The 18374-nt window shown below is 63.8% G+C and carries 17 protein-coding genes, 1 tRNA gene and 1 pseudogene; 5 read left to right on the top strand and 14 right to left on the bottom strand.

Features of this window, described 5'->3' with window-relative positions; all coding sequences use genetic code 11:
- Positions 1-19 precede the first annotated feature (19 nt).
- Complete coding sequence (locus tag KTC28_RS22795) at positions 20-643, top strand: DUF3089 domain-containing protein (RefSeq protein ID WP_255601926.1); 624 nt, start codon at positions 20-22, stop codon at positions 641-643.
- Between the two features lie 30 nt (positions 644-673).
- Complete coding sequence (locus KTC28_RS22790) at positions 674-1183, top strand: hypothetical protein (RefSeq protein ID WP_255601925.1); 510 nt, start codon at positions 674-676, stop codon at positions 1181-1183.
- A gap of 52 nt (positions 1184-1235) precedes the next feature.
- Here the strand turns inward: KTC28_RS22790 and KTC28_RS10735 are convergent, their stop codons facing one another.
- The 13 genes and pseudogenes from KTC28_RS10735 to KTC28_RS10685 form a co-directional block, all read right to left on the bottom strand.
- A complete protein-coding gene (locus KTC28_RS10735; RefSeq protein WP_216711333.1) occupies positions 1236-3698 on the bottom strand; it encodes a TonB-dependent receptor in 2463 nt (820 codons plus the stop codon).
- Positions 3699-3880: 182 nt separating this feature from the next.
- On the bottom strand, positions 3881-5764 hold the full coding sequence (locus tag KTC28_RS10730) for a tetratricopeptide repeat-containing sulfotransferase family protein (protein ID WP_216711332.1): 1884 nt from the start codon (positions 5762-5764) through the stop codon (positions 3881-3883).
- A gap of 273 nt (positions 5765-6037) precedes the next feature.
- A complete protein-coding gene (locus KTC28_RS22785; RefSeq protein ID WP_255601924.1) occupies positions 6038-6160 on the bottom strand; it encodes a hypothetical protein in 123 nt (40 codons plus the stop codon).
- Positions 6161-6270: 110 nt separating this feature from the next.
- On the bottom strand, positions 6271-6441 hold the full coding sequence (locus KTC28_RS10725) for a hypothetical protein (protein ID WP_216711331.1): 171 nt from the start codon (positions 6439-6441) through the stop codon (positions 6271-6273).
- Between the two features lie 141 nt (positions 6442-6582).
- Positions 6583-6795: a hypothetical protein gene (locus KTC28_RS10720; protein WP_223132238.1), complete on the bottom strand. Its 213-nt coding sequence runs from the start codon at positions 6793-6795 to the stop codon at positions 6583-6585.
- Positions 6792-7166, bottom strand: a complete 375-nt coding sequence (locus tag KTC28_RS10715) for a hypothetical protein (protein ID WP_223132237.1) — start codon at positions 7164-7166, stop codon at positions 6792-6794. Before KTC28_RS10715 ends, KTC28_RS10720 begins: the two co-directional genes overlap by 4 nt.
- Positions 7167-7250: 84 nt before the next feature.
- A pseudogene (locus KTC28_RS22780) lies at positions 7251-7485 on the bottom strand (integrase); the annotation flags it as partial.
- 371 nt (positions 7486-7856) lie between these two features.
- Positions 7857-8690 carry an IS5 family transposase gene (locus tag KTC28_RS10710; RefSeq protein WP_216711713.1) on the bottom strand — a complete coding sequence of 278 codons (834 nt, stop codon included), beginning with the start codon at positions 8688-8690 and terminating at the stop codon, positions 7857-7859.
- Positions 8691-9217: 527 nt separating this feature from the next.
- Positions 9218-9292 (bottom strand) — tRNA-Gln (locus tag KTC28_RS10705).
- A gap of 54 nt (positions 9293-9346) precedes the next feature.
- The gene (locus KTC28_RS10700) at positions 9347-10375 is read right to left on the bottom strand and encodes an MraY family glycosyltransferase (RefSeq protein WP_216710785.1); all 1029 of its coding nucleotides are present in this window, start codon (positions 10373-10375) and stop codon (positions 9347-9349) included.
- Between the two features lie 5 nt (positions 10376-10380).
- Complete coding sequence (locus tag KTC28_RS10695) at positions 10381-13257, bottom strand: SLBB domain-containing protein (protein WP_216710786.1); 2877 nt, start codon at positions 13255-13257, stop codon at positions 10381-10383.
- Positions 13258-13328: 71 nt separating this feature from the next.
- The gene (locus KTC28_RS10690) at positions 13329-13703 is read right to left on the bottom strand and encodes a DUF192 domain-containing protein (protein WP_255601920.1); all 375 of its coding nucleotides are present in this window, start codon (positions 13701-13703) and stop codon (positions 13329-13331) included.
- Between the two features lie 116 nt (positions 13704-13819).
- Complete coding sequence (locus KTC28_RS10685; RefSeq protein WP_216710788.1) at positions 13820-14428, bottom strand: cold-shock protein; 609 nt, start codon at positions 14426-14428, stop codon at positions 13820-13822.
- 182 nt (positions 14429-14610) lie between these two features.
- Here KTC28_RS10685 and KTC28_RS10680 point away from each other — a divergent pair, with 182 nt between their 5' ends.
- The 3 genes from KTC28_RS10680 to KTC28_RS22775 are packed head-to-tail and all read left to right on the top strand — an operon-like array spanning position 14611 to position 17830.
- On the top strand, positions 14611-15270 hold the full coding sequence (locus KTC28_RS10680; protein ID WP_216710789.1) for an SRPBCC family protein: 660 nt from the start codon (positions 14611-14613) through the stop codon (positions 15268-15270).
- Positions 15267-16241, top strand: a complete 975-nt coding sequence (locus tag KTC28_RS10675) for an XdhC family protein (RefSeq protein ID WP_216710790.1) — start codon at positions 15267-15269, stop codon at positions 16239-16241. Before KTC28_RS10680 ends, KTC28_RS10675 begins: the two co-directional genes overlap by 4 nt.
- Positions 16196-17830 (top strand): NTP transferase domain-containing protein, encoded by a 1635-nt coding sequence (locus tag KTC28_RS22775; protein ID WP_255601919.1) that lies wholly within the window; start codon positions 16196-16198, stop codon positions 17828-17830. Before KTC28_RS10675 ends, KTC28_RS22775 begins: the two co-directional genes overlap by 46 nt.
- Here the strand turns inward: KTC28_RS22775 and KTC28_RS10665 are convergent.
- Positions 17817-18338, bottom strand: coding sequence for a phage tail protein (locus tag KTC28_RS10665; RefSeq protein ID WP_216710791.1), 522 nt, complete (start codon positions 18336-18338; stop codon positions 17817-17819). The two genes, KTC28_RS22775 and KTC28_RS10665, sit on opposite strands and share 14 nt — an antisense overlap.
- Positions 18339-18374: the final 36 nt, after the last annotated feature.

Below are 18374 nucleotides of genomic sequence, written 5' to 3'. Positions count from 1 at the left end.
TTTGGTCGACGGATAAGCAATGCTGGGACTGGTCGTGCTCGCGGCGGCGGCTCAGACTGCGGCAATCCCGGTCGATTATCGCGACGACGCGAACTGGCTGTGCCGCCCGGGACGCGCCGACGCCTGCGCCCCTGACGCCACTCGGACGGTCGTCGCCCGCGACGGGACGATGCGCGCAGAGACAGTCGCGCGCGACCCCGCGCCGAAGGCCGACTGCTTCTACGTCTACCCGACCGCGTCGCTCGATCCGGGAATCAACAGCGACATGGTTCCGGGCAAGGAGGAACGGGGGCAGGCCGCGTCGCAGTTCTCCGCCTTCGCCAGCGTCTGCCGGACCTTCGCGCCGGTCTACCGCCAAGTGACGCTGACCGCGTTGCGCGCCGTGATGGTGGCCCCGCCACCCGGAGCGACGAGCGGCGCCGCGACGATGGCCGCCGGTCTCGACCTCGCGTTCGGCGATGTCCGCGCGGCGTGGCACGATTATCTCGCGCGCGACAACCATGGGCGGCCGTTCGTGCTGCTCGGGCACAGCCAGGGGTCGATGATGCTCAAGCGGCTGATTGCCGAGGAGATCGACGGCAAGCCGGTCGCGACGCAGATGGTGTCGGCGATCCTGCCCGGCGTCGCGGTGCTCGTGCCCTAGGGCAAGAACGTCGGCGGCGATTTCACGGCGGTGCCGCTGTGCCGGTCGACGACGCAGACCGGGTGCGTCGTGACATGGGCGAGTTATCGCGACCACGCTCCGCCACCAGCGAATGGGTTGTTCGGGCGATCGCCCGACCCGGCAATGGAGGCGGGGTGCACCAATCTGGCGCGGCTCGAAGGCGGCACGGCGCTGCTCGACGGGGTGTTCGGCTTTCCGTGGTGGGTCAAGGGCGTCGTCCAGTACCGCGCGCCCGCGACCGGCTGGTCGGCCGCCGGAGCCGCGATGCCGACGCGCTTCGCCCGCATTCCGGGGCTGGTGTCGGGTGAATGCGTCGCGCGCGGCGACTTTTCGTATCTCGCGGTCCATATCGAGCCGGGGATCGCGGCGGGACTCGGCGACTATGTGATGGGTCCGGACACCGTCGGCGATGTCGCCTATCCGAATTGGGGGATGCACGTGCTGGACGTGACCCTCGTCCAGAACGATCTCGTCCGCTTGGTCGCGCGGCAGGCTGGAGCGTGGCACTTACCCCGTTGACCATTATCCCCGCTTTCGCGGGGATAACGGCTCAAACAAGGCTCGTCGGCCGTTAGAACTTGACCTTGACCCGACCGCCGATCGTGCGCGGGCGGGCATAGGTGACGCTGCTGCCGGCCTGGTAGATCTGATAGTAGGTCGCGCGCGCGATGTTGGTGATCTTGACGCCGTTGGTCAGGTTGTTGCCGAAGATGCCGAACTCGAAGTTGCCGATGTCGTACGCCACCGACAGGCTGACGTTGCTCGATTCTGGGATCGTCGCAAAGGTCGAGCTTGCGCCATTCTTCGTCAGGACGCCGTTGACGATCGTCGTTGAGAAGCGGTTGAACGTCGTGTTCTGGTTCGACTGGAACTGGTAATTGCCCTGGAGGTGCAACTCGCCATTCCCGACGGGCACGTCGTAGAACGCGCCGAAGTTGAACACGAGCTTGGGGAAATACGGCGTGTGGTCGCCGTTGAACGCGCCGACGGTCGGGATGTCGCCGTTGGCGCGCGAATCGTTGATCGATCCGCCGAGGCTCAGCGTGAATTCCGGGCTGACCTTGACCATCGATTCGAGCTCGAGGCCCTTGCTGGTGATCTTGCCCTTGTTCGCGGTGAAGAAGTACGAGCAGTTGAGCAGCAGGCGGGTCTGCACGTCCTGCCAGTCGATGTAATAGGCGCTGGCGTTGAGCGTGACGCGGCCGTCGGCGAGCTTGGCCTTTTCACCGATGGTGTAGTTCCACAACTTGTCGGGCCCGAAGGTGAGCGGGGCGGCTGTGTAGCCGTACGACGCGAGGTTCGCGGCGCACTGGCCGGCGACCCCGGTGGTGCCGACCGGGACCGGCTGGTTCGCGCCGCCGTAGCGGAAGCCCTTCGCCGCCTCGGCATAGATCAGCAGGTCGTCGTTCGGCTTGTACGAAATGTTCGCGCGCGGGTTGACCCCGTTCGACTTGAGCGTCGCGTTCTGCGTCAGCGGGACATGGTTGATGACGCCGTAGACGCCGCCTTCGAAGAGGAAATATTTCTCCTCGAAGTTGAAATATCGCAGCCCGGCGGTCAGATCGAGCTTCGGGGTGACGTGCCACGTGCCGTCGGCATAGACCGCGACCTGGTGCTCGTCGACGTCCTGCAGCCCTGAGAAGATGTCGTTCGAGCTGAACGCGCCGTCGACGAGCTTCGAATCGTACCTGCCGGTCGGCGTCGCGAACGGGCCGTAGAAGTAGTTCTCATAGCTCAGCGTGTCGAAGCCAGGGGTCGGGATGTCCTGGATCAGATGGCGCTTCTGCGTCTCGTAGAACACGCCCGCGGTCCATTTGACCGGCCCGTCGTTCTTCGACGCCAAGCGGCCTTCGATCATGAAGTCCTTGATCTTGTTGTTGATCGTGTATTTTTCTGCGGGGAGCGCGTTGGTGATCGCCTGGTTGTACGTCGTCGGCGCGGTGAACACCGGATAGGTGCCGGTGCCGATCGGCAGCTTCGAGCCATAATCCTGGAAGAAATAGCCGATCTGCGGCTCGACGCTCGCGTTGAAGCCGATGTCGCGGTCGGTATAGGCGGCGGTGGCGATGAAGTCGGCGAAGCCGAGGTCGTAGTCGGCGCCGAGTTGGTACAGGCGGAACTTGTCGCTCGTCCCCTCGGGGCTGTTGGTCGAGGTGGTGTACGCCGGCAGTCCGCTGAATGCGGTGTTGAGGCCGTGTGCGCGGCTCTGTTCGTAGGTGAAGCTGCCGTCGACGGTCAGCTTGTCGGTGGGGGTCCAGCGGGCGGCGACACGCGCCTGGGTGGTGCGGTTGCTGTTCGCGTCCTTGCGGTTGTACGCGCCGATATTGTCGATGAAGCCGCCGTCCTTGCCGATGTAGAAGTTGCCGCGGATCGCGAGCTGTCCGGCGACGACGGGCAGATTGACCATGCCGCGCGCGTTATAGCTACCATTGCCGTGCTCGGTCCCGGCGCCGTCGGCCTCGACCGAGCCGAAGAATTTGTTGAGGTCCGGCTTGGCAGTGACGAAGCGGATCGTCCCGGCCATCGACCCGGCGCCAAACAGCGTTCCTTGCGGCCCGCGCAGAATCTCAACGCGCTCGAGGTCGTACACCTTGAGGTCTGGGGTCTGGCCCTGGACCGAAATCGGCGTGTCATCGAGATACACCGCGACGAGTGAGCGATCCGATGTGTCCGACGTGCGGTAGCCGCCAGTCGACAGACCGCGCATGTTAAACTTATTGAACCCCGGCGCACCCTCTGTAATCGCCAGCGACGGCGAAAATTTCGCGAGGTCGACTAGGTTACCCTGGTTCGACTTGGTGATCTGGTCGACATTCACCACCGATATCGGGATCGCTACCTTCTGGAGCGATTCAGCGCCCGATCGGGTCGCCGTAACCACGATGTCGGCAAGCTCGGGATTTCCCGGTGTTTCAGCGGGTGCTGGCACAGCTGCGGCGGCGGCGACCGTGGCGGCGAGCCCAGACGAGGCGAGCAGCAGCGCCAGTCGCAGCGACTGGCTCAAGATCCTTGTCGACCGGCGATGGCTAATCATAGATACCCCCTGAACTTCGCGCCGCCAGCAACCTGTCACATTTGTGATCTAGGCGAAGGTCGATGCAAATATCCGACGACCGTCGCAGCCGCCGTCTTCCCGAGTGTGAACGTCCCCCCAATCGGGCGAGCCGGGAAGCAAAATAATCTAATGAGGCTATCCAATATAGGCATCGGTCGCCGCTAGCGGGCAAGCGGTCCGAGCGCTTCGATCAACGGCCCAAGCCGGTCTTCGCTGCGCCGCCAGTCGTCGAGCCCCGAGCGAAAGATCGGCTGACGCACCTGTTCCGAACTCGCCGTGCGCACGGCCCGGTCATTCGCATAAAAGTGCAAGCACGCAGCGTCGAACGGCAGGCCGATATGTGCAAGCAGTTGCCGGATCGCGGCCTCGGTATCGTCGACAAGCGCTTCGTATGGCAGTGTCAGGATGCGGCCCGGCAGGACAGCGGCAAAATGGTCAATCAGCGCGACATAGTGCCGATAATAATGCCCAAGATCGGCGAGGTCGTAAGCATAGGCCTGCCCACGTGCGAACAGTTGCTTAAACAGCGAGAAGCAAGTCGCGACGGCATCACGCCGGATATCGACGATCCTCGCATTCGGCAGCGCGAGGTGAATTAACCCGACGTGCAGCACGTTTCCGGGCAACTTGTCGACGAAGCTCGGGCTTCCCGCGCGGCGCGGGCGGACGCGTTCGAGATAATCGCGGCCCGCCTTCGCGAAATCGCGAGGGGCAAGGCCGATCAGCGCATCGGGATAGGGTCTTCCCAGGCTGCGGGCGACTTCGGGCAGGTGGGGCAGCTCGGACAAACCGTCGACATCGGGATGGCTGGCAAGGATCTGCTCGACCAGGGTCGATCCCGATCGCGGCATGCCGACGACGAAGATCGGATCGCGCGCGGGGGCGCCGCTGCCGGTGTGTTCGGCGAAAAAATCAGCGTTAAAAGTCGCAATCGTGCGTGCGATGAAGTCCTCGTGCGCAACGCGGTCGTAGCGCTCAGTCTTGCGCCGTGCGGCGTTGCCCGCGGTGTAATGGGCAAAGCTTATTGCGATTTCGCGCACATCGTCGTTGGCCTTGCCCAGCGCGAAGTGGAGAAAGACCAAGTCAGCAGCGTCCAATTCGGTCAGAAGGGCAGCCATAGTCGCGCGGTCGTCGGCGGTGAACCTCCAAGTCTTCAGATTGGCGAGGCTCCAGTAGACCTCTGCGTATCCTGGTCGCAGCGTCAGAGCTCGACGATACGCCAACACTGCCTCATCCTGCCGACCAAGCGCGCGTAGCGCGTGGCCGTAACCATGCCACACATCAGCATCGGTCCCGAGACTCGCCGCATAGGCTTTGACCGCGGCTGCAACGTTGCCTTGCTGCATGAGGATTGCCGCACGTAGAGCACGAATCTCGGCGATACCCGGTACAGCGAGAAGCACCGCGTTGACTTCAGCAAGCGCGTCGTTGCTCTTTGCAGTCCTATAAAGCGCGAACGCAAGGCAAAACCGCGCGGGCAGATAGCCGGGCGTGACATGCAACGCCTTCGCTAGCATCGCCGCGACGAGTTCGTCCGCGCCCGATCGCAGCCCGATATCTGCAACGAGCCGGACGGCAGCAATGTCGGTAAGGTGCAGGCCGAATGACGCAAGCGGTGTGGGGTCGCTGCGATCGAACCACGACGCGACAGCTGATATGAGGCGTGGATCGGCAACGAATCCAATGACTGCGCGTGCTTGGAAATCGTCCCCTTCTTGCGCGCAGTCCACTAGAATAGAAATGTCGCCGAGCGCGTGCAGGACGAGAAGCGATGCCGGATTTAACATCGCGGCGTGCTTCAGTGACACGAGGGCCTCCTCGACGCGACCGGATCCCGCAAGTGTCATCCCAAGTTCGTAATGTACTCCCCACAAGCCCACCAGCTTGGCGGCGAGTGGAAAAAGAAGCGCCAGCGCTCCATTCAAATTCCCTGTCCGACGCAGCGCAGCGCCAAGAACGAAGCGAGGCTCGTTCGCCGCGGGGTCAGCTTTGACCGCGTGTTCCGCTAAAACGAGTGCCATCGCCGGTGCCGTGTCGATCAGCAATTTAGCTCTAGAAAGATTGCCAGATGCCATTGAGACGTTGTTATCACAATTACGTAGGACGTAGCTGCTCGCTATGAATCAATACGCCATCCGCGACCAGATGGTGTCGCGCTGAGCGAGCAGGCCAGCCGGAGGTGCTGATCAAGGCACTCAGCAGATATTAAAATCCTAGGCGTGACGGATCTACGAAATTCTCGAGGGTGGCGTTTCGTGCTTGCCGCCCCGAAGGCGGCCGCCAAGCCATCCTCGCGGGACTTTGTAGGAGTAGCATAATCAGAACAAAAGTCTGTCGACCGTTTCGAAATGTGTGCGCTTGGGGATTTGCACCTCGGCGTCGCCGTGGTCCTTGTTGGCCAGCTTCTTGTCAAACCCACCTGCCTTCACGTCAGCGCGCATGCTCCCGAGGAACTCCTAGAAGCGCTCGGCCGGCAGGTGGTTGGTCGCCTCGCCATTGATGTCGAGCGTGTCGCCGGCGACTTTCACCGTCAGTGCGACGACGCCATTTCTTACGCGGTACCAGCAGTCGGCGTTCCAGTCGAGCCGGTCTTGAACTGCGCCAGTGTGCGATCGATACCGCGGAGGAGTGATCGGCGTGCCTTTGTCGGATCAATCGCCTTGCGGTCGAACAAATGCTTGAGGGCATTGTCGATAACGCTGAGATAATCCTTTAGAGGCATGCTCATCTCCATCAATCAGTCTACGGCTTGCAGGCGTGTGTTCCGAACATTGCTAGACTTCACAAGACCGTACCGTCAACTGAACGAACGACACTGCCGCGCGCTTGGACAGTTCGCTGACTGGAAGGAGGCAATGATCGATCAGCGGCCAGGTTTGGGCAGTCGTTGCCGCTCCGCAGAGGTCGTCCGGGTGCGCAATGCGCCTTCGATCAAACCTTCGAGCCGGATCACCCGATCGCGTGTGTCCGATACCTTACCGGTCAAACTCTTGACCGACGCGTCGAGCCGGGTGACGCGATCGTCGAGCTTGATCACCTTGCCGACCGCGTCGAGGAGATCACCCATCCAGGTCATAGAACCGTATCTGCGAGCGCATCGAGATCGAGGTAGGTGCCAGCTGCCTCGAGACGAGCCGTGATCTCGTCGCGGCGGGCCTGTTCGCGCGCGGGATCGAGAAGATCGTCGACTCGAGCGATCGTTCGGTCGAGCCTTGCTCCGATGCGGTCGGCCGCGGCGTTCACCTGGACCACCAACTGGCGGACCGCTGCAATCTCATCGGCGGTTGGCGCCTCGTCGGCCTGACGCACGGCGCGGCGGACATACTCCGCCATGGTGAGACCGGCCGCATCGGCAGCTTGCTTCCACCGGCTTTTTTCGTCGCGATCGACGTTGTTCAGGAAACCCGACGTCCGCGTCGGGCTCGTCGTTGCTGCCGAAGATGCCATGCCTGCCTCTTTGATATCTATATAGGCCATATATAAAAGTGCTGGGCGATGTCACAGGAGGACTGTGTCGCGCGATGGCGCTGCTTAGTCGGCCGCAAATCGCTTCGCCAGTCGCGCGCTCGCACCGCTTTCGTCGCGAGCTTCGCCTCGTAGCGCATCACCGTTTTGGCATCGCGCCAGCGGTACGCATGCATGATTGCCGGCAGCCCCTCCCCTGCCGCAAATTGTCCTGCGACTCTCCGACCCCGATCGAGTAGCTCGACACCGCTTTGACTCGGCGCTCGAGCTCGGCCTCGCTCATGGCCGCAAGCAGCTTCTTCCGATTACATGCCCAGGTTAGGCCAGCGCGCGCAGAGTCGCACACAAGGTAGGCATGCGGAATTCCCCACTGCTACTTAAACTGGCTTAGCGCGCGCGGGCCGTGACCTACGCTGATCAACAGGCAGCAGCCGAATAACGGCACAAGGTGCCAAATGCGAAGTCACAAGTGGTATCATATCGACCAGTTCTTTGAGCTTCGCTAGCCGCGCGGCTTTGGGAATAACGCCGCCCTTCTCCATGGCTGCCGGCGTGACCAGTGCGTCTTCACGATGTTCCGGAAAGACTTCGGCTTCCTTCAGCTTGGTATCGAACGAATGCCGGGCAGCGTGAAGCGCTTGACCCCGTTTAAGAGCCCGATTCAAAAGTACATCAATGAGTTGAGAGCCTTGCGATTCTGCGTGTGAGCATTCGGATGCTGGCGATGGTTGCCCATGCCGTGGCGCTTTCGATGGATCGCTCCCAGTCTTTGGCGAGACGTCGGCAGCGGCCCAGCCACGCGAAGGTCCGCTCGACAACCCAACGGCGGGGCAAAAGCACAAAGCCCTTGGCGGTATCGGAGCGCTTGATGATTTCGAGGGTCCAGCTGCCATGGCCTTCAAGCGCGGCCTTGAGTTTGTCACCGGCATAGCCACCATCGGCAAACACATGGCGCAGGAACGGGAAACGGAAACGGATGGCTTTGAGGACATCGACAGCGCCGTCGCGGTCCTGAATGTCGGCGGCATGGACCAGGATAAACACCAGAAAGCCGCAGGTATCGGTGATGATATGGCGTTTGCGGCCCTTCACCTTCTTGCCGGCGTCATAGCCGCAAATTCCGCCGCTTTCCGTTGTTTTGACCGATTGGCTGTCGATAACGCCAGCACTGGGTGAGGCCTCGCGGCCGGCCTGTTCGCGTGCTGCCATTACCAGCAAGTGGTTGATTGTCGTCAGCAGCCCACTATCCCGCCAGCTGTAGAAATAGCCGCGCACTGTCGACGTCGCCGGAAAGCATTTGGGCAGCATCCGCCAGGCGCAACCGCTCGACGCAATATACATGATCGCATCCATCACCGCCCGAAGGCAGGTCGTGCGACGACGCCCGCCGCTGCGGGCTGCCGGAAACAGCGGCTCGATCAACGCCCATTCCGCATCCCGTAAATCGCTTGGATAGCGCCCCCCCTTGCGCATATGCTGACGGCGAGCGGTATCAGTCCAAGGCAAGTTCTTCTCCTATCGTCTCGACAACGACGGTGAATCACAACCTACTGGTATCGCTCAACTACTTTTCGTTCAGGCTCTAAGACCGGTCAGATGTATCCTGATGTACATCCACCAGATCCGATAAAAGACATCCCCTTTATTTGTGCCTGTTCGCTCGGCGACCAGTTCAGAAAAAACAGCAGCACGACCGTCTGCTCTTATTAGATCATATTTTACAAAACCAAGTCAAAAAGGTTCATCCTCGACTCCTCGCTTCGTGTGGTCATTGCCGAACCACGGCGACGAGCGACCGTAAGATCGCTCGTGCCGAGGCTCATGCACACGGTAGTAGGACGGCTTTCGCCGTTCGCACACTTGACGGTTCGCCGCCACCAGTAGGCGGCGCCACGACGGAAGACATTTTGGACGGCAGACATCAGCGCCACCATAGGCAGTTGTTCCAGCGACCTGTTACACCGCCGGCCAGCTAGGCTCTTTAGCTGCCAAGCCATTGATTTTGCGTCTTTCAGTCCATCGAGACGGAGGCTTGGCTGGGGCGGCAGGATTCGAACCTGCGGATGCCGGTACCAAAAACCGGTGCCTTACCACTTGGCGACGCCCCAACATGCGTGCGCGCCGCTTCTACGCTGTCGCCTCGCGATGGCAAGCTGTGCGGATCACGCGAGCCTTGGAGATTGACGATGCGCGAGGCCGAGAATGACGGCGTACGCGATTGATGTCACGCCAAGCCAAAGGCCTGCGGTCCCCGGGAACAGCGTTGCCGCTGCATTTGGGACGATAACCAGCGTGATGTAGACTCCGAGCCCGTACGGCCAGCCCACCCGCGCATAGAGGTAATGGTGCAGGTGATCGCGGCCGCCGTGAAAGGGTGACCGTCGCTGCCATACCCGAAAGATCAGCAGACGGACAGTGTCGAGCACCGGCACCGCAAACAGCAGAATGATATCGTCAGCACCGATGTCGTTGAAGTGATGGTTGTACGCATAGATCGCCAGCAGGCCGAACAGTGCCGACAACGCATAGCTGCCACCGTCGCCAAGAAACAAACGGTTGCGCATGTTGAACCACAACAGGATCGCCAGCGCACCGGCGGTCGCGGCCATAACCGGCGCCATCACCGGGGGCAACCATCGCAACAGCATCGCCGACCAGACAAGCCCGAGACTAATCACAATGCCGTTTTTGCCGTCGGCCATGTTGACCGCATTGAGCAAGCCAACAAGACACAGCAGGGTGAACGGGATCGACGTTAGCCCGAGGATGCGTACCGCCGGCTGGAGAGAAAATCGGACGAACGAGATTGCAAAATCCGGGGCAGTGACGATCACCAACAGAAGTACCATCGCCCCGACCCCGAGCCGCGAGCGGACGCTGAGTTCGAAACGGTCGTCGGCAACTCCGATCACGAACATTGCCGCGACCGCGATACCGAGCCACGCGACATGACGCTCGACCGTCGGCCCCAAGTCGGCTGGCAACGTCAAAATCGCGATGATCGCGCCGAGACTGATCCCAGCTATCACCAGCCCGCCGACAAGCGGCGTGACCCGCGCATGCTGCTTGCGGCCGCCGGCATCGTCGGGAAAGTCGAGCAACCCCAGTGACGTCCCGAGTGGCAGCGCAAAGGAGCAAGCGACAAACGTCGCAAGCGCAGCAAGCAGCGCGCTGATCAGCTCGGCCAGCACTCCCGCTACCTCGCCAGCAGAGCGATCGTCGCAACCGACGTGATCAGGGTGCCGAGAATACCCGAGACGTCGCGGACGATATCGAGCGTGAAGAGCGGGTCGATGTCCTTCGGCACAATGATCGTGCTCCCCGGCGGCACGATGATGTTTTCAGCACGCTTGGTGACATTGCGCAGCGGCTGGGCGGTACCGTTCGGCAGGACGAGGAATATCCGGCGCTTGTCGGCGGTCTTTGCCGTTCCACCGGTCTCGCCCAGATATTCACGCGCGGACTTGCCCGCGACGAACTGGAGAGCACCAGGATTGCTGACGTCGCCGAGCGCGAGGACAAAGTTCGGTCGCTTCGGCACATAGATTGTATCGCCCGATTCAAGCACGGTATCGAGATCCGGACGCAGCGCCAGGGCCCGCGGATCCGCCTCGATCACGACGCGGCCGGGTGCCTCGACCGACGAGAGCTGCTCGATCAGCCGCGCTGCCGATGCCGTCGAATCGGTGGCGCCGCTACCCGTTTTGCGCGCTGATACCGCCAGCAACGCATTGGTCAGTTCGCGCCCGGTCCGGCGGATGCCCTCCTGCTGGGCCTCCTTGACACTACGCCGGGTGAAGATCGTGCCGTACGGATACGCCAGCGTGCTCATCCCGCCAGCCCGCGCAATTAGTTCCGACAGCTTCTCACCCTTGCGGATCGTGTAAAGGCCGGGACGCGCGAATTCGCCGGTCAAGAGTACGCCGCCCGACTCGAACTGGGGCTGTGCACCATTGAACCGCAAGTCGTCGCCCGACCGGATCGTCACGCCCGTCAGCGCGATGGTGTCGACCACAGGAATACGCTGCTCGCCACGCGCGGTGGTCAGGTCGAGCGTCAACGCATCGACATTCGGGATCAGGCCTTGTGCGATCGCGGCGACGTCGCGCGCGCTGATCGAGCCCGCAACCGGATATGCGCCGGGACTGCGGACAGCACCTCCGACACCGATCGCGTTCTCGATCAGCACCGGCAAAAGATCGGGCTCCTCCTCGAACACCGCTGGGCAGCGCGAAGCGGGGCGACGGTCGTTCGCCGCAATGGAGCCATCGTCGGAGAAGTCGGTCGGCAACGCGCGATCACTCGACGCACGATTGCTCGCCATTGCGATCGGTTGCTGGTTGTCTTGGCCATACTGCGACTGGTTCGACTGGAACTGACCTGCCTGAACCTGGCCAGCCTGAGCCTGGCCCGCCTGCTGGCCGGCAACCGCCTGTGCCGCGAGGGCGTCGCCGCCGGTGCGGAACGATTCGTCGCCGCGGCGGCTGCTCTGGAGGTTGCCACCGACCGCGACGTCGCTCTGGCCGTTGCGCTCGACGATCAGCGCGCCGCGCGTCACGACATCGAAGCGCGGCGACTTGGTATCGCCGACCAGCGCCTCGAGCCGCGCAAGCGACCGGCACTCCGGATACGGGTTCGCCTGCCCCAAAACGACGCGGCGGACCGGGGTCTGGTTGAGGAAAGCAATGTCGGTCCGGCTAAAGACATATAAGCGATCATCGCTGCGCAGCGCCACCGGAGGCCGCGATCGCAACGCGTCGATCAGGTTGACCGGTTGAAACTCGCGCGAAGCGGTAATCGGGTCACGCCGGATCAGGACCGCCATCGGCAGATACGTGTCGAAGCGAAGGTCGGCGACATCGCCGACGAGGTCGCGCACCGTCGGCACAGCGACCAGCGGGCGCGGCCCGGGATTTTGTACATAGCCACGCAGGACGACGCGTCCGGTCGCGCCGCCAGCGCTGCCGCCGACAAGCTGGATCGCGTCGCCGGGCTGGATGTTGCTCGCGAGGCTTGCCGCCTTGACGAAGACTTCGGCGCCGCCCGCATCGATGCGGCTGATGGCGATCGTGTTGCCGCGTGGCCGAAGGGCGCCGCCCGCATAGTCGAGCACCGCGCCGACGCTCGTCCCGCGCCGAACTTCATAGATGCCAGGGCGCGCGACCGCGCCAGCAACCGCGACGGTGTCGCCAATGACAGGTACGATGATCCGGTCGCCGTCCTGCAGACGGGTCGCGGGCGGCGTGCCGATGCCAAGCAGCCCGTAAAGATCGACCGAGATGGCGCCGCCCGCGCGGACGATACGGACATTGCGGAGCGATCCCGACCGTCGGATGCCGCCGGCGAGCGCGAGCGCGCTGCCGACGTCGGAGAGTGATGTGAGATTGAACTGGCCGGGCCGGTCGACCTCGCCGCCAACGAAAACAGTGATCGCGTGGACCGAGCCAAGCGAGACATACACCTCGGTACCCAGCAGTGTACGCTTGGTCTGGGCGGCAATATCGCGCCGGACCGACCCGATTGTGCGCCCGGCAGCCGGGATCGGAGCAAGCGCGCCGACGACCAGCCGCCCTTCGCGATCGACCCGCACTGTCCGGCTTTCGTTGGTCGCGCCCTGAAACTGGACGACGAGTTCGTCACCAATCCCAACGACATAGGAATCGCTGACCGAGCCGGTCAGGGCGCCCGGACTGGTGCGCGCGTCCGACTGGAACAGGTCATAGCCGAACTGGCGCAGTGTCGGATCCGCCAGCCGGCTGCGAAACTCGCGCTCGATCGGCGACGGCGTGTACAGCCGGTCAAGCTGCGCACGCGATTGCTGGCGGCGAAGCTCCTGCTCCTCGATCGTGTCGAGGCGTCCGGTCGCCGGCTGCTGATCGACGGTGCTATTATTGTCGGCACGCGCGCGGTCGAGCGGACTGACCGAAGACGTGCTCAATGACCCTGAAGACGACGCTCCAAGCTGCCCCTGGAGCTGCTGCAAAACCCGCGGATCGACACTCTGGGCGGAAGCGGACGTGCCGACGATCGTGGCGAAAAGCGCCGTTACGGCTCGCCAACGGCGCATCACCATGTTTGTCCCTACCCGCGGAAATCGCTTGACGGCGCGGTGTACGCACCGTCGGACGCCGCGTCAATTCGGCGTCAATTAAGGGTGTAGCTGACCTTGTCGCCGGGTCTCAGCCCGATCCGCGCAGCCTCTCCGGCGTTCAATTCGAGAACGGCGGACACCGGCCCGCCTGAAGTAATCTCGGCGCGACTGAACGGAACTGCGTTTGCCGCAATCCGCCGAACCGTCCGGTCGGGCGCGATGAACACGATATCGAGCGGCAGATACGTGCCCTCCATCCAGAAGTCGGCCTCGCGCGCGACGGCGAGCGGGAAGATCATGCCGTGGTCGCGGGCCATCGTCTTGCGGAGCATCAAGCCGCGGGCCTGCTCGGTCGTCGTACGTGCAACCTCGACGGTGTATTTATGGTTTTCACCACCCGCGACGAGCGTCAGTGGAATCGTCGCCAACGTCGGGTTGGCGACGAGAGGCGCTTCTTGCGCAAACGCAGGGGCCGAAAAGGCTGGAACCAGACAAAGCAGCGAAAGCGCTGCAGCGCACGACAGTCGCAACATCAAACAAACCTCTACGAGCCGGGCGTCTCCGCCAATTCGGCGGTATTCGTATCACCTTCGAGTACGACGGCAAGTGGTCCCTTCTGGCCTTCGGCAATCCGCGCGCGAAGCGGCTGTCCGGGTTCGAGCTCGGTTAGACCGGCGCGACGTACCGTCTCCATATGCACGAAGATATCCTGCTCGCTATCGGGGCGAACGACGAAGCCATAGCCCTTCAGGCGATTGAACCACTTGACTGCGACACGCTCGAACGGACCCGCGTTTTCAACGAGCCGCTCGTGATCGGGTCGCGCCGACGCGCGCAAAACCGCTGTCTCCGGATCGGGGCCTGTCGCGGTTGTCAGATCGAGTTCGAGGATCGCCCGGACTTGCCGCCCGCGCTGACGGCTAACCGTATCGCAGACCAGCCGCGCACCTTCTGGCAGCGTCCGCCGGGCGACGTCGCGCAGAACCGAGAAATGAATCAGTATATCGCTGCCCCCATCGTCGGGAACGATGAAGCCATAGCCACGAACGACGTCGAACCATTTGACCGCACCACCGACGCGGACTCCCGCCTCGACCATATGATCGCCCAATCCGACGCTCTTCGAGTCCAGCGAGACCGCAGGCTCGAGCATGCGGTACCCCCACGCAAAGTCTCAATCAAATCGTCCTGTAACATGACCGGGCCAGATGTGAAATGACTTGTTCGCAGTTTGGTTAAGACGATTAGAATGTCGCAGTCAGCGGTGCGATGCTATCCCGCAGTTTCCGCGCGGCTCAGAGGGATCGAAAGTTCATGGAATTAAAGGGCGAGAGCTTGATTGCCGCCTCTCGCGAGCGGGTATGGACCGCGCTCAACAATCCAGTGATCCTTGCGCGATGCATTGAAGGGGTCGAATCGCTTGTAGAATCAACTGGAGACGACGGCGCGACTCGTCTCGATGGCAAGATGAATGCGCGGGTTGGACCCGTCCGTGCGACTTTCGCAGGTGGCGTTACCCTGACCGAGGTCGACGCACCGAACCGTTACGTCCTTGTCGGCGAGGGCAAAGGCGGGGTCGCCGGATTCGCCAAAGGGTCGGCTGAGGTCAGATTGAGTGACGCCGATGTCGCCGGTGTCACCGGTACACGTCTCGATTATGCCGTCACGTCGAGCGTCGGCGGCAAGCTCGCCCAGCTCGGGGCTCGGCTGATCGAGGGAACCGCGCGCGGCTATGCCGAGACCTTCTTCACGCGCTTCAAGGCCGAGGTCGAGACGCCGGACGCGAACACCCCGGTTGGCGATGCTTCTGCCGGCGACGCCCCGGCGGTCGAAATGCCGGTGACATCTCCGCAGATAGAAGCGACTGCAACGACCCCGAGCAGCGAGGTGCAGAGTTTGCATGGCACGCGCGCGCGCACCGGCTTGACCCCGCTCGTTTGGGGAACCGTCCTGATCCTGATCGTTATCGTCGTGCTGATCTGGGAGATGAGATGACCGCTGGCGACGATCTCGATCGTGTTCTGACCGCCGCGCGCGACTGGCGAGCCGCCGGGCATGGCGTTGCGCTGGCGACGGTGATCGATACGTGGGGATCGGCCCCGCGCCGGGTCGGCAGCCATCTCGCCGTGCGCAATGATGGGCTGTTCGAAGGGTCGGTCAGCGGCGGCTGCGTCGAGGGCGATGTCATCACCGAGGCAATCGACCTGATCGCGAGCGGCGGGTTCAAGCGGCTCGACTACGGGGTTGCCGATGCGACCGCGTGGGAAGTCGGCCTCGCGTGCGGCGGCAAGATATCAGTCCTTGTGCAGGCGGTCACCGATGCGCGGTTTGCTCCCGGCCTTATCGAGCGCCTGATCGAAGCTCGGGCGGCTGGAACCGCGGTAACGCTGGCGACCGACCTTGCTTCAGGGACCACTGTCGAGATTGAGCGCGCAGGCGAGAGCGCCGCCGACACTTTCGCTTACGCCTATGCCCCACCGCTGCGTCTCGCGGTGATCGGAGCGGTCCATATCGCGCAGACGCTGGTGCCGATTGCCCGGCTGCTCGGCTACGCGCCGCTGGTGATCGACCCGCGCGGACTCTTCGCCAAGGACGCCCGTTTCGACGGCATCACGCTCGACGACGGCTGGCCTGACGAGGCGCTCACGCGGTGGCGCCCGAATGCGGCAAGCGCGGTGGTCGCGCTCAGCCACGACCCGAAGCTCGACGATGTCGCACTTGCGGCGGCTCTCCGGTCGGAGGCGTTTTACATCGCCGCCTTGGGGTCGCGGAAGAACCACGCCAGCCGGCTTGAGCGGCTTGCGGCTCAAGGTTTTGGTGAAGCGACGCTGGCGCGTGTCCGCGGTCCCGCCGGGCTCGACATCGGCGCGGCCAACCCCGCCGAGATCGCGCTGTCGATAGCGGCGCAGATGACGGCGGCGTGGCGCGGCCGATTGCCGCTGGCGGCACCGGTGCAGGGCATTTGATCTTCGGCCGGGTCGCGACCGTCGATGCAGCCGGCACGGTTCTCGCCCATGCACTGCTCGTCGACGGCGACCGCTGGCCGAAGGGACGGCTGCTCAACGACGCCGATATTGCAGCTGCGACGGCGGCAGGCATCGCGACGATCGTCGTCGCCCGGATCGGAACCGATGATGTCGCCGAAGACGCCGCTGCGGCCAAGCTCGCCGCCACGTTGGCCGGACCGGGTGCCATCGCAACCGCTGCCGCGCATGGCCGGACCAACCTGATCGCCACCGCAAACGGCCTCCTGCTCCTCGATCCGGCAGCGATCGATCGGGTCAACGCGGTCGACGAGAGCATCACCGTTGGCACGCTCGCGCCGATGACCCGTGTCGCTGCTGGCGACGTCGTCGCGACGGTCAAGCTTATCCCGTTCGCAGTACCTGTCAGCGCGCTCGACGCCACGGTCGCCGCCGCCACGCCGATCGTTGTCGCGGGGTTTCGCCCGCGCCGCTTCCGCCTGCTTCAGACGCGCCTTCCAGCAACCTCGGAAAAGATGCTGGCCCGGACCGATGCGGTCACACGCGCCCGCATCATTGCCCTCGACAGCACCCTCGATTTCGGCTGGGACGAGTGCGACCATGAAGCGGACGCCCTCGCCGCGTGGCTCACCGCACAACCCGCCGATGCGATCCTGCTTATCGCCGGAGCGTCGGCGACTGCCGACCGGCGCGACGTGATTCCCACCGCGATCGTTGCCGCTGGCGGCGCTGTCGAGCGGCTCGGGATGCCGGTCGATCCCGGCAATCTGCTGTGCCTCGGCGTGCTCGGCGGCCGCGCGGTGATCGGGCTGCCGGGGTGCGCCCGCAGCCCGAAGCGCAACGGCTTCGACTGGGTTCTCGAACGCCTCGCCGCAGGAATCGCTGTGACCAGTGGCGACATCGCTGCAATGGGGGTCGGCGGGCTGCTCCCCGAGGCCGAGCGCCCGCAACCCCGCGCCGCCAGCGCCCAGACCGGCATCGTCGGAGTCATTGTCCTCGCCGCCGGGCGGTCGACGCGGATGGGCGCGGCGAACAAGCTGATCGCCGATCTAGACGGCAAGCCGGTCGTCGCGCATGTCGTCGATGCGATCGCCGCCGCCGGCCTGCCGCCGCCGATCGTCGTCGTCGGGCACATGGCGGCAGCGGTCCGCGCCGCGCTCGGGCAGCGCCGCGCGACTTATGTCACCGCGCCCGACTTCGCCGAGGGGATGAGTCGATCGCTCCGTACCGGCCTCGCGGCGGCTCCTCTCGATTGGCGCGCGGCGATCATCGCTCTTGGCGACATGCCGTCGGTCGACGCGGAAACCTATGCCGCCCTCGCGGCGGCGGCGATCGACCGTGTCCCGGTGGTCATCCCGACATGGCATGGCAAGCGCGGCAACCCGCTTGCCTGGAGCCGCGCGCACTGGACCGAGCTTTCCGGAGTAACTGGCGATGGCGGCGGCAAAGTCCTCCTCGCGGCGCTCAGCGACCGCCTCGTCGAACTGCCGGTCGACGACCCCGGCATCCTCGCCGACGTCGACACGCCCGAAGCACTCGCAGCGTTGCGACGGGGCGTCAGCCCGGGCTGAGCGCTGGTTCGTGCGGCTCGACGACGCTGGTATCGCGCGCCCAACCTTCGTTCTGCAGGACGAGCGTCTGGATCGCGACCGTCTCGCCGTCGCTGTAGAGGTCGGGCAATGCAACGTATTCGGACGGCCAGCAGCGGAACAACTTGTAGGCGAGCACGAGCTGACCCGCCTCGTTCAGCAGTTCGATGACGGTGTCCTTGCGAAAGTCTCGCAGCGAGACCTCGTTCCCCAGGCCTGCGCCGGAGTTGACGACCTTGATGGCCCATTCCTCGAAAGCCGTGTCGTGGGTCACGCCGCGTTCGAGCGTGACCGGCGCATACTCGGTCTGCCCCGGTGACTTGCGCGACGACGATGGATCGCCCCCTTCGCGATGCTCGACGACAGCGGTCGTCCGCTTCAGGCCACTCACCCGCGAGATCCCGGCGACGACATGGCCGTCCCATTTCACGCGGAACTTGAACGTCTTGTACGGGTCGAACCGCTGCGCGTTGACGGTGAACTGGGTCATTGGTGCCTCCGGTCTGACGAAATCGGGTACGCGCTC

This window comes from Polymorphobacter megasporae, assembly GCF_018982885.2.
Classification (GTDB): Bacteria; Pseudomonadota; Alphaproteobacteria; order Sphingomonadales; family Sphingomonadaceae; genus Polymorphobacter_B; species Polymorphobacter_B megasporae.
The sequence above is the reverse complement of the archived record's forward strand: the minus strand, read 5'-3'. Positions and strand labels throughout refer to the sequence as shown.

Bases quoted from the DNA above. Each gene is read 5' to 3' on its own strand.
- KTC28_RS10735 (WP_216711333.1), bottom strand. From the start codon at position 3,698: ATGATTAGCCATCGCCGGTCGACAAGGATCTTGAGCCAGTCGCTGCGA.
- KTC28_RS22785 (WP_255601924.1), bottom strand. From the start codon at position 6,160: ATGCGCGCTGACGTGAAGGCAGGTGGGTTTGACAAGAAGCTGGCCAAC.
- KTC28_RS10715 (WP_223132237.1), bottom strand. From the start codon at position 7,166: ATGGCATCTTCGGCAGCAACGACGAGCCCGACGCGGACGTCGGGTTTC.
- KTC28_RS22795 (WP_255601926.1), top strand. From the start codon at position 20: ATGCTGGGACTGGTCGTGCTCGCGGCGGCGGCTCAGACTGCGGCAATC.
- KTC28_RS10665 (WP_216710791.1), bottom strand. From the start codon at position 18,338: ATGACCCAGTTCACCGTCAACGCGCAGCGGTTCGACCCGTACAAGACG.
- KTC28_RS10685 (WP_216710788.1), bottom strand. From the start codon at position 14,428: ATGCTCGAGCCTGCGGTCTCGCTGGACTCGAAGAGCGTCGGATTGGGC.
- KTC28_RS10695 (WP_216710786.1), bottom strand. From the start codon at position 13,257: ATGGTGATGCGCCGTTGGCGAGCCGTAACGGCGCTTTTCGCCACGATC.
- KTC28_RS10675 (WP_216710790.1), top strand. From the start codon at position 15,267: ATGACCGCTGGCGACGATCTCGATCGTGTTCTGACCGCCGCGCGCGAC.
- KTC28_RS10720 (WP_223132238.1), bottom strand. From the start codon at position 6,795: ATGACCTGGATGGGTGATCTCCTCGACGCGGTCGGCAAGGTGATCAAG.
- KTC28_RS10725 (WP_216711331.1), bottom strand. From the start codon at position 6,441: ATGCCTCTAAAGGATTATCTCAGCGTTATCGACAATGCCCTCAAGCAT.